Raw genomic sequence first — 10987 nt, forward strand, 5'->3', positions numbered from 1 at the left:
AGGTGAAACCAGCCCACCGATCTGACGAAAGCCGGAAATCTCTAGATCCAGCTGGTCCAAGGTTGGGGGCAAGTGCATAACCCCAAGGGCTCCGCGCAAAGCCGGAGGGAACTTGGGGCTCAGGTCGGCGGCGACATGGCCTTGATGAGTTGCGCGGTGCGCGAGCGTCGATATCGACGCCAGCTTTTCCAAGGAAGGCGCATGGCTCGTTAGATCTGCGTCCATCCCACTGGATCACTGCCCCAGTGCTTAGCATGCATTCGCAGGACAGCTCGACGGCTTTGGTAGCAGTGTGCAGTGTTCAACCGTCCGTGCTCAAAGACAGATCAATGGCGCAGCCAGGGTAGTCGATCTGCCGGCATTAAAGCGCGCGAGATTTATTTAGCCCAACCTCATTACATGGATAGTGTAAAACCAGTATGTCAAAATTTATTATATTATCAGTATCTTAAGTGTTGATCCTGCTATTTTGATTGTTTTTGCTTTTGACCGTCAAGAAAGCTCGGAAGAGGGCGTCTTGAGTTCTCGCGATGATCCGTTAGTGGAAATCGCGGCTTGGGAACAACCGTTTGGCTTGATCTCGCGGGTGCATGGCGCGCGGCTGTGCGCGTGTGCGGGGAGCGTCGTCGGCTTGGGGTTGGGTGATGCCGATGGCGTTTTCCATCGGGTGGCCGAGGGTGCTGAGGCGGTGTGAGACATCTTCGATGTGCTGCGCAATGAGGTGCACCACGATGCCTTCGCGTTGAACCACGCCCGTGACGCGTAGCAACCGCCCGCCCATGACGGCGCGGCGAAACTGTTTGTAGACCGTCTTCCACACCACCACGTTTGATACGCCCGTTTCGTCCTCCAGCGTCAAAAACACAACGCCCGACGCGGTGCCGGGGCGCTGTCGCGTGATCACCAAGCCGCACACCGAAATGGCGCGCCCCGCAATCGGACCAAGGGGCACATCGGGCAAGGCCGCATGGGGCGTCAGCCCGTCCATCTCGGGGCGCAAAAGCTCCATCGGGTGGGCTTTGAGCGACAGGCGCATGGCAACGTAATCCTCAACGACCTCTTCGCCCAGATGCATCGCGGGCAAGGTCACGGAAGGCTCACGGATCCCTTCGCCCTCAATCGGGTCATTGAACAATGGCAGGGGTTTGGGGCCGGTGATGGCCTTCACCGCCCAAAGCGCATCGCGCCGCCCCATGCCAAGCCCTGCATAGGCGTCCGCCTCGGCCAATCGCTCTAGAGCCGCAGGCGTTATCCCCGCCCGCAACCACAACGCCTCAGGGTCGGGATAGCCGTTGCCGCGCGCAGCCACGATCCATGCGGCGTCCTCCTCGCGAAAGCCTTTGATCTGGCGAAACCCGAGCCTGAGCGCCAGTGATCCATCGGCGCGTTTTTCCAATGTATTGTCCCAATCGCTCGCGTTCACACAGATCGGGCGCACCTCAATGTGATGCTCGCGCGCATCGCGGACAATTTGCGCGGGGGCGTAAAATCCCATCGGTTGCGAATTGAGCAAAGCACAGGCGAAGGCGGCGGGATGGTGGCGTTTTAACCATGCGGAAACATAGGCGAGCATCGCAAAGGCCGCGGCGTGGCTTTCGGGAAACCCGTATTCGCCAAAGCCCTCGATTTGCGAAAAACAGCTCTCCGCGAAGGCCTGATCATAACCACGCTCCACCGCGCCGCTGATAAATTGGTCGCGCAGCTGACCGATGGTGCCCATTCGTCGGAACGTCGCCATGGAGCGGCGCAGCTTGTCGGCCTCTGACGGCGAAAACCCTGCCGCGACCACGGCGATCTGCATGGCTTGCTCTTGGAATAACGGCACGCCAAGGGTCTTGCCGAGCACCTTTTCAAGCGCGGGCGATGGAAAGGTCACGGCCTCTTTGCCTTGGCGGCGGTTGATATAGGGATGCACCATGCCGCCCTGGATCGGACCGGGACGCACGATGGCGACCTCGATCACCAGATCGTAAAACACGCGCGGCTTCATGCGCGGCAGGAAGTTCATTTGCGCGCGGCTCTCCACCTGAAACACCCCAATCGCATCGGCCACACACAGCATGTCAAAGGTCGGCGCGTCCGCTTGAGGCACGGTTGCAATCGACAACTTTTCGCCCCCATGCTGCGTAATCAGATCGAAACTTTTGCGGATACAGGTGAGCATCCCGAGGCTGAGAATATCGACCTTGAGAATGCCAAGCGCGTCGATGTCATCCTTGTCCCACTCGATGATTGTGCGGTCGTCCATAGCGGCGTTTTCAATCGGGCACAGCTCGTCAAGCCGCCCCTTGGTGATGATAAATCCGCCGACATGTTGGCTCAGATGGCGGGGAAATCCGATGATCTCCCCGATGAGTTTTATGGTGAGCGCCAGACGCGGGTCGCTCATGTCGAGGCCCAATTCCTTGACCCGTTCAGGGTCCGCGCCGTTGTTGCCCGATCCCCAGATTTGCCCCGACAGGTTGGCCGTCACATCCTTGGACAGGCCCATCACTTTGCCAACCTCCGCGATGGCGGCGCGCGAGCGGAAATGGATCACCGTGGCGCATAGGCCCGCGCGGTGACGGCCGTATTTGGAATAGATGTGCTGAATGACTTCTTCGCGGCGCTCATGCTCGAAATCGACATCAATGTCTGGCGGCTCGCCACGATGTTCGGACACGAACCGCTCAACCACCATGGTAATGGTCTCGGGGCTGACATCGGTGATCCCCAAGAGATAACACAAGATCGAATTGGCCGCCGAGCCGCGTCCCTGACACAGGATGCCTTGCGATTTGGCAAACTGCACAATGTCATGCACGGTGAGGAAATAGGCCGGAAAGTCGAGCGTTTTGACCAGTGCCAGCTCCTTGTCCATCTGCGCAATGGCTGTGTCGGGCACGCCGTTTGGATAGCGGGTTTTAAGCCCCTTGGCGGCCAATCGCGCCAACCTCTCTTGCGGTGGCTCGTCCCCCGCGATCTCGTCGGGATACTCGTAGCTCAACTCGGAGAGGCAAAAGCTCGCCTTGGCGGCAATCTCCACGGTGCGGCGCAGGGCAGCGGGGTGGCGCGCAAACAACCGCGCCATATCGGCCTCTCCCTTGAGACGTCGTTCCGCATTCAACAGCGCGCGGGTGCCGATCTGGTCAATTGTGATGTGCGCGCGCAGGCAGGTCAGAACATCGGCCAACTGTCGGCGCGCCCCGTGATGCATAAGCACATCGCCCACGGCCACCATCGGCGCGGCGGTGCGATGTGCTAGCTGTGCTATGGCGTCGAAATGCGCCTGATCGCTGCCGTCATAGCGCGGGGCAGCGCCGACAAAGACATCCGAGGGGAAACACTTTTTAAGCGTGGCGATCTCGGGCCCGCTGTTGTGCAGGGCCGATTGCGGCAAGGCAATCAGGCTCATCCCCGCACAGCCTTGTGCGATGTCGCGCAGGTCGAGGTAGCACGCACCTTTGGGGGCGCGCCGTTTGCCAAGTGTAAGCAACCGCGTCAGCCGCGCATAGGCCGCACGATCATGGGGCAAGGCAATCCAATGCGTGTCACTGTCGCGCAAGATCAACCGCGCGCCGACGATGAGTTTGGGTAGTTGCGCGCTGTCCCCATGCTCGCGGCGCAACTCCTTGAGCGCCGAAAATGCCCGCACCACGCCTGCCAATGAATTGTGATCCGTGATTGCGATGGCGGTGAGGCCAAGGGTGGCTGCGCGTGCGATCAATTCCTCAGGGTGCGATGCGCCGCGCAGAAAGGTGAAATTCGACGTGCAGCACAGCTCTGCATATCCGGGGTCTAGGGACGGGTTACGGGCGCTCATGCAAACTCTCCATGCACGAACCATCCGGGGTTTTGTGGCGTGTGAAACAGCCACAGTCGCCGCCCTTCGCGGGTCTCAACATACCAATAATCGCGCACGCCCGTGCGCCATGCCTCATCTGGCAACCACCACTCTGGCGCAATGCGTTCCGGCCCTGTGGAGCGCCCTGTCGTCAGAGACATGCGCCGCCAGCGAAACCGCGTGGGGGGCTGTGATCCCGCGCCCAAAATCGGCTCGGGGGGAAAGAGTTTCAACGGGCGCGGACGGTGGCGCGACCACGCGCCATTCGAGGTGCTATAGGCGGCGGGCGCAATCTGAAAACTACGCTCTGGGATATGGCTGTCGGCGGGTAAAAGAAGTTGTATATTCTCAAGCCCGATGCGGTTGCCAAGCCGCGTGATGAGATCGTCCAACCCATCTGGGCGTGATGCCGTGGCAGTGGTGATTTGCGCATTTAACAACGGCTCGACTTGCGTGGCCTCAAGGCGCATCTGATCAATGCCAAACCCCGCATCCACCGCGCCTATACCGCGCTCGAACAACGGCAAAATCCGGTCTGCATCACGCATAGGGGCGGCCAGTCGCAACTCGACCTGTTGGGCACCCTGATCGACGCGGCGCAGGGTGAGCTGTAATTGTCGCGCGCCCATATCCTGCTCTTTGAGCTTATCACACAGGCGGACCAAAAGGCGCTCGGTGCCCCTCATCACGTCTGCCGCCAATCCAATCGGGTCGGGCAATGTGAGGCGCACACCGTAATGCGGCGGATCGCCCAAGGGCGTGATGGCCTCATCCTGTGCGCCCATGGCCTGATCAAGGCGCAGCACCACATCGGGGCCAAAGCGGCGTGCAATCGTGGCACGCGGCAGCGCGAGAAGATCGGAGACTTTGCGCAACCCAAGACGTTGCAACGCCGTGTCGGTTTTGGCCTCAAGGCGCAGTGCGGCCACGGGCAGGTTGCGGATGTCATCCGTGGCGGCGCGACCATAATGGGTGAGCGCCCACGCAGCCCCGCGCGTATTCGCCGCCGCGATATGGCCGTTTAACCCCGCCCGTGCGAGGCGGTGACGCATGTCGTCGAGCATCTCCCTCTCGCCGCCAAACAGATGCGCCGAACCCGCGATATTGAGCATCAACCCGTCCGCACCATCAAGACCGACCCAAGGACAATAACGTTTGCTCCACCGCGCGAGCATCTGTAAAAATCGCGCATCGGCCACGGTGTCGGCGGGTTGGCTTTGCAGCTCAGGGCAATAGGCGCGGGCGTCTGAGACGCCCATGCCACGGTGCAACCCCTGCGCCTCTGCGGCCCTGTTCAAGCAATAAATGCGGTCGGTGTTTTTCTCGTGATGTGTGAGCACGAATGGACGGTTGTCGTTGGCGGTAACTTGCGTGCGTGCGCGTAGAACCCTATCGCTGGGCAGCCTCGGAAACCACATTGATACGACACGTTTGCGCATCCCACTTCACATTCCACGCCTTTAGTGTTCCTGATTTGTTCTTTATAATTTCCCATTTTTGCAGAGTCGAGTCCGCACGCGCCTTTGCGTCAAAAACAGGGGCACAATGCCAACGGGTTTGAGCCGCATTGCTGCCCATCCCCTCAGGCAAAATGCACAGTCCCATGGCGCGGCCTTGTTGGGCGGCAAGCTGCAATCGCCGCCCTTCGGTGAGGCCAATCGGTTGGCTCAGCTCCATGACCACAAGTGTAATGCGCCCAGAGCGAAGCGCCTCCTCAGCCGAGGCCAAAGCGTCAATGTGACTTGGTGCCTGCGCTATCAAAAGCTGTTGCGGATCAAGATAGGGTGCAAAGCCCAACGGGTTCAGCTGCGTCCCGTTCCACGCCTCACGCACCCAAAGCACGGTATCAGTCCCTGCGCGACACATCCGCCCTGCAAGCGCGAAAGCAAAGGCATAGGCGGACGGTCCACAGACCTCATGGGTGCGGGTGTTCATCGGCGGAAAATGAGATTCGAATTCGGTCATGGGGGGATTATACACAACAATTGCGGCGACGTAGCCGAGAGTATAACCGACACGGATGTGGGGTCTAAGTCGCGCTTAAACCCCATGCTTGAGCTGATCGATGTAATCAATATGACCTGTTACCCCTGCGCATAGTTAACCTGTAATAGCATGACGTTGTACGTATAAGTGCGTGCGCGTTGGGTTGTAATACATCTCAAGGTGGTTGACGCGTCCTGCCTTGCTGTGTCGCGTGTGGGCTAGGTTGGCGGTAAGGCGAAGCGCGAATTCCAGCGTCATAAAACAGTCATCTAACTGTCACGAAGGTTTACACGAATCCAGTTTATGTCCCTCCCAAGATCAAGGGGACGCATATGCTTGTTGTTGATAAACTAACCAAATCATTTGGCACGAATGTTGCAGTCGATAAAGCGACTTTTCGTGTTGATGAGCCTAAGATGATTGGGATTATTGGGCGTTCAGGTGCAGGTAAATCGACCTTTTTGCGTATGATCAACCGCCTGACCGATGCCAGCAGCGGTTCACTGACTTTTGAAGGTCGCGATGTGCTGTCATTGAGTGGGCGCGCTCGCCGTGAGTGGCAGTCCGACTGTGCGATGATTTTTCAACAATTCAATCTCGTACCGCGAATGGATGTCGTGTCAAACGTTCTACACGGCACCCTCGGTCATCGGTCGACGCTTGCGACAATGTTTAACATCTTCCCTAAAGCCGACATTCATAAGGCCGTCGATATTCTCGAGCGTCTTGGTATCGCCGAGCATGCGGCAAAACGGGCTGAAGCATTATCGGGCGGGCAACAGCAACGTGTGGCAATCGCACGTGCGCTCATGCAAGATCCAAAAATAATTCTGGCCGACGAGCCGATTGCATCTCTTGATCCGATGAATGCTCAAACCGTTATGGAGGCGTTGCGCCGCATCCATGACGAGGATGGCCGTATGGTGATTGCGAACCTTCATACGCTCGATACGGCGCGTCGATATTGTGATCGTATAATTGGTATGCGCGATGGGCGCATTGTTTTCGATGGATCTCCCTCACAGCTTACAACTGGCGTCGCGCGAGACATCTACGGCGCAGGTGCGGACTTTTCCGAAGCCGCCACTTCAACTGAAATTCGGGATCATCATGACCTTTATGACGCTTCAATCCGCGACGCCAAGGTTGCTGTTTGAACCACCATCAATTCATCCGTCCGCGACACACTAAAACTGCGCGGGCATCAAACCTGGAGACTACGATGAAAAAACTGATTGCAGCCGTACTGGCGACAACTTCACTTGCGGGTGCTGCAGGCGCTCAACAGATCGACGGCTTTAATATTGGAATCCTTGGAGGTGAAAACGCTCAAGACCGTTTGGCCAACCACGAGTGCCTAAAGTCATACACCGAAGACGCACTTGGTGTTCCGGTTAAATTGTTTGCTCCCGCAGATTACGCGGGTGTGATTCAAGGCCTTCTTGGTGGCACCATCGATATGGCGTGGTTGGGTGCATCATCATATGCGGCAACGTATCTTGATGACCCAGAAGCGGTAGAGCCTGTCTTGGTTAAAGTTAACATGGACGGTTCCATCGGATACTACTCTATCGGTTTCGCACGCAAGGATAGCGGCGTATCATCTCTCGACGACATGGCCGGTAAAACATTCGGTTTTGGCGATCCAAACTCGACATCTGGATACCTGATCCCCTCTATTGAGATTCCTCAGTATAAAGAGGGTATCACGATGGAATCCGGCGACTATTTCTCCGAGGTCAAATTTACCGGCGGCCACGAGCAAACAATCGTTGCAGTAAACAATGGCGACGTTGATGCCGGCGTGACTTGGGCAGATGGCCAAGGTGCATGGGAAGACGGATATAACTCTGGCTCACTGCGCAAAGCAGTTGATGCGGGCTTGATCGACATGAATGACTTGACAGAGATTTGGCGCTCAAAAGAGATACCCGAGGGTCCAGTTGTGTTGCGCAAAGCATTGCCACAAGATGTCAAAGACACAATGACTGCGTTGATTGAGGGTCTCTATGAGGCCGACAAAGAATGTACTTACAACATCTCCGCAGGCGAGTCTCTCGGGTTCAAGCCTATTTCGCATGCACAGTACGAATCGATTGTCGCTGCGCGTAAATCAAAGTCTGAATAAGACTTTTCAGATTATGAACCCCGCTACTTGTCGTGGCGGGGTTCTGTCTTTTAGGAACTCGATCATGTCATTTGTTGAACACGATTTTCGCGCCCACTATCTCGAAATGGTACAGCGCAAACGATTGTATGGCGGCATCATGCTCGCTGTTTTCATGCTATTGCTAGTGTCCGGGTTCGTTCTTGCCGATAGTCGGAATGCTGGCGGTTTCTGGAGCGGACTGCACAATGTGTTCGACTTTCCTGCCGCTGTGTGGCGTGATACTGCACCGAAGCTGCACGAGCTTCCTGCCCATATCGTCACATACTTTCCGGCTTTGATCGAGACCATCAATATTGCTGCGGTTTCCACTTTGATCGGCACTATTTTCGGTACGTTGCTATCTCTTTTATCGACGCGCGGGCTGGCGCGCTGGCCCAGATTGATCCCGCTTTTTCGTCGCATAATGGATATAATGCGCGCTGTACCCGAAATTGTTATCGCACTTGTTTTAATCTTTGTGCTCGGTGGCGGACCTGTACCGGCGATGATTGCCATTGCATTCCATACGTCAGGCTCGCTCGGGAAATTGTTTTCTGAGGTCAACGAGAATGCCGATCTGAAGGCCGTTGAGGGTCTGTTCTCAGTTGGTGCAACATGGGGGCAACGTATGTATTTGGGTATAATCCCACAGGTCGCACCGAACTATCTGAGCTACGGGCTTTTGCGATTTGAGGTAAACGTCAGAGCCTCTGCAATTCTCGGCTTCGTCGGTGCGGGTGGTATCGGTTACGAACTAAAAAACGCCATGTCATGGGGGCAAGGAAAGTTTGATGAAGCTGCCGCCATTTTCATTTTACTCTTCGCTACAATCGTGGCGTTCGATCAATTATCTAGCCATGTCCGTAACCGGCTTGTTGGCAAAGGAGCTCATTGATGTCCGCTGATGTTATGACTGGCCCTGACTTGCGTAACGATATCGCGCGTCTTTTCGAGCGCAAGAAAATGCGCGCTATCGCGGCGCCCGTGATCGTGTGTGGATATCTTGTGTATGTCTTTTTTGCCTTTGACCTTATGGGGCTTGCGGGGCGTGCGCGGATGGACAACGCCGCCACACTCGTAACAGATATGTATAGCTACAAGACCCATGTGACACGCGACAATCGCTCTGGCGAAACCAGTGTGAGTATAGAAGGCGAGCGTAAAGGAGCCTATCCCGACGGAGTGACCCCTGATTGGGTGCATGTTGACGGACAAACCACTCGAATTGATCTCGGGGGTGGACAGATCGTGACGTTCCTACCTGGTAGCGCCCTAACTATGAGTATTCCTGACTTTGGAACAATAGAAGCCAGCATGGTCGGGCGTGAAGTTGTCACTAATTTGAATAATGACATCCCTGACTGGATAAGCCTATCCAAAACGCGGCTCGCAATCACAACCGACGAAGGTCGAGTATCGTTTACAAGAAATAAGGCCGAAGCCTTTAATTATTTCACGGGATGGGAGTTGTTTTTCTTTACCCTCGATAGTCCATATTATGGTCACGGAATTGTAGATCTTGTACTCGGTGAACGTATAGATCCGACGCGGTCAAATTTGGGGGGCGCAGCGCAGGATTTCTGGCACAATAAAATGTGGTCACACTCTCAAGTCGTATGGGCGTTGTTTGAAACGATTTTGATGGCATTTCTAGGCACGTTTGGGGCCGCGATTATTTCACTACCCCTCGCGTTCCTCGCAGCCAAGAACTTCACGCCCATCCAAACTGTACGGTTTGCGTTGCGTCGGGTTTTTGACTTGTTTCGGGGCATTGATGGTCTGATCTGGACAATTATCCTGGCGCGTGCATTTGGACCTGGTCCGTTGACTGGAGCGCTGGCGATTTTGCTCACGGATACGGGGTCGTTTGGTAAGATGTTCTCCGAAGCGCTTGAAAATGTTGATGAGAAGCAGGTCGAGGGCGTAGCATCGACCGGCGCTGCGATGCCACACCGCTATCGCTTCGGCGTCATCCCGCAGGTTACGCCAGTATTGCTTAGCCAAGTCCTATTTTCATTCGAGTCTAGTACGCGTAGCGCAACGATTATCGGGGCGATAACAGGTGGCGGTATAGGACTTTTACTAACGCAAGCCATGCTTACGCAGAAAGACTGGGAGGAAGTGACGTATTACATCATCCTTGTTGTGCTGATGGTTATGGTCATGGACAGCCTGTCGGGATGGTTGCGCCGTAAGCTGATCAAGGGCGAATGATGCGTGTTTTGATTGGCGGTCGACTTCACGATGGCTGATAATAGTAAGTTTTTCTCTTATTTAGGTGAGGAGCGCCTGTTCTAATGCCAAAACTTGGACTTGAACCTTTGATCCATTCGGGCGCGCAGCTCACAGGTGTGACCTGTGGCCACTACGTGGAAATCGGCGAAGGCAGCCGCGTTTTGTTTTCCGAATTAGGCGATTACTCTTACTGTGATCGCTACGCTGAAATCGCCAATGCGATGATCGGCAAGTTCGCCAATATCGCAGCCTTTTCGCGGATTGGACCAACCGATCATCCGATGTCTCAGGCCTCCCTTCATCACTTCCTATATCGTTCATCTGATTACTGGGATGACGCGAGTATTGACGAAAGTTTCTTTGAGCATCGCGCATCGCGTGTGGCGCACATTGGACATGATACATGGATAGGTCACAATGCGGTGATTATGCCTGAGGTCACAATCGGTCACGGTGCGGTTGTTGCATCTTCGGCGGTTGTGACAAAAAACGTTGATCCGTATTCCATTGTGGCGGGCATTCCAGCCAAACCTATACGTGACCGTTTTGCGCGCACAGTCGCGGATAAGATCATGGAAATGGCGTGGTGGGATTGGGATCATGCAACACTTCGCGAGCGACTCGGCGACTTTCGAAAGATGCCAATCGAGGCGTTTATCGAAAAATACGCCTAGTCGTTTGCCACTGTGAGGGCGACGCGTGCCCCAGCAAATTTTGTAATCCCGTATTCTATAGGCAGGCCGTCGGGGGTGATGTTGATCGCGACCGAACGCAGCACGGGGTCGCCTTCGGTG

At 55.8% G+C, this 10987-nt stretch carries 9 protein-coding genes; 5 read left to right on the top strand and 4 right to left on the bottom strand.

Features of this window, described 5'->3' with window-relative positions:
* The 4 genes from ACTG34_RS04450 to ACTG34_RS04465 all read right to left on the bottom strand — a co-directional run.
* Positions 1–225, bottom strand: a 225-nt coding sequence (locus ACTG34_RS04450; protein ID WP_439103801.1) for a hypothetical protein, incomplete at its 3' end; no start/stop codon positions are given.
* Between the two features lie 313 nt (positions 226–538).
* A complete protein-coding gene (locus ACTG34_RS04455; protein WP_439103802.1) occupies positions 539–3802 on the bottom strand; it encodes an error-prone DNA polymerase in 3264 nt (1087 codons plus the stop codon).
* Positions 3799–5262, bottom strand: coding sequence for a Y-family DNA polymerase (locus tag ACTG34_RS04460; protein WP_439103803.1), 1464 nt, complete (start codon positions 5260–5262; stop codon positions 3799–3801). The genes ACTG34_RS04455 and ACTG34_RS04460 overlap by 4 nt, the downstream gene beginning before the upstream one ends.
* Positions 5213–5788 (bottom strand): ImuA family protein, encoded by a 576-nt coding sequence (locus ACTG34_RS04465; RefSeq protein WP_439103804.1) that lies wholly within the window; start codon positions 5786–5788, stop codon positions 5213–5215. The genes ACTG34_RS04460 and ACTG34_RS04465 overlap by 50 nt, the downstream gene beginning before the upstream one ends.
* Before the next feature lie 353 nt (positions 5789–6141).
* Here ACTG34_RS04465 and phnC point away from each other — a divergent pair, with 353 nt between their 5' ends.
* The 5 genes from phnC (at position 6142) to ACTG34_RS04490 (ending at position 10867) form a co-directional block, all read left to right on the top strand.
* Positions 6142–6966 carry a phosphonate ABC transporter ATP-binding protein gene (gene phnC / locus ACTG34_RS04470; protein WP_439103805.1) on the top strand — a complete coding sequence of 275 codons (825 nt, stop codon included), beginning with the start codon at positions 6142–6144 and terminating at the stop codon, positions 6964–6966.
* Positions 6967–7031: 65 nt separating this feature from the next.
* Entirely contained in the window at positions 7032–7937 is a 906-nt protein-coding gene (gene phnD / locus ACTG34_RS04475) for a phosphonate ABC transporter substrate-binding protein (protein WP_439103806.1), read from the top strand.
* A gap of 64 nt (positions 7938–8001) precedes the next feature.
* Positions 8002–8853: a phosphonate ABC transporter, permease protein PhnE gene (gene phnE, locus ACTG34_RS04480; protein WP_439103807.1), complete on the top strand. Its 852-nt coding sequence runs from the start codon at positions 8002–8004 to the stop codon at positions 8851–8853.
* 14 nt (positions 8854–8867) lie between these two features.
* The gene (gene phnE, locus ACTG34_RS04485) at positions 8868–10172 is read left to right on the top strand and encodes a phosphonate ABC transporter, permease protein PhnE (protein ID WP_439103857.1); all 1305 of its coding nucleotides are present in this window, start codon (positions 8868–8870) and stop codon (positions 10170–10172) included.
* Between the two features lie 83 nt (positions 10173–10255).
* Positions 10256–10867, top strand: coding sequence for a chloramphenicol acetyltransferase (locus ACTG34_RS04490; RefSeq protein WP_439103808.1), 612 nt, complete (start codon positions 10256–10258; stop codon positions 10865–10867).
* Positions 10868–10987 lie beyond the last annotated feature (120 nt).

The organism is Celeribacter marinus (assembly GCF_965656515.1).
GTDB classification, from domain to species: Bacteria; Pseudomonadota; Alphaproteobacteria; order Rhodobacterales; family Rhodobacteraceae; genus Celeribacter; species Celeribacter marinus_D.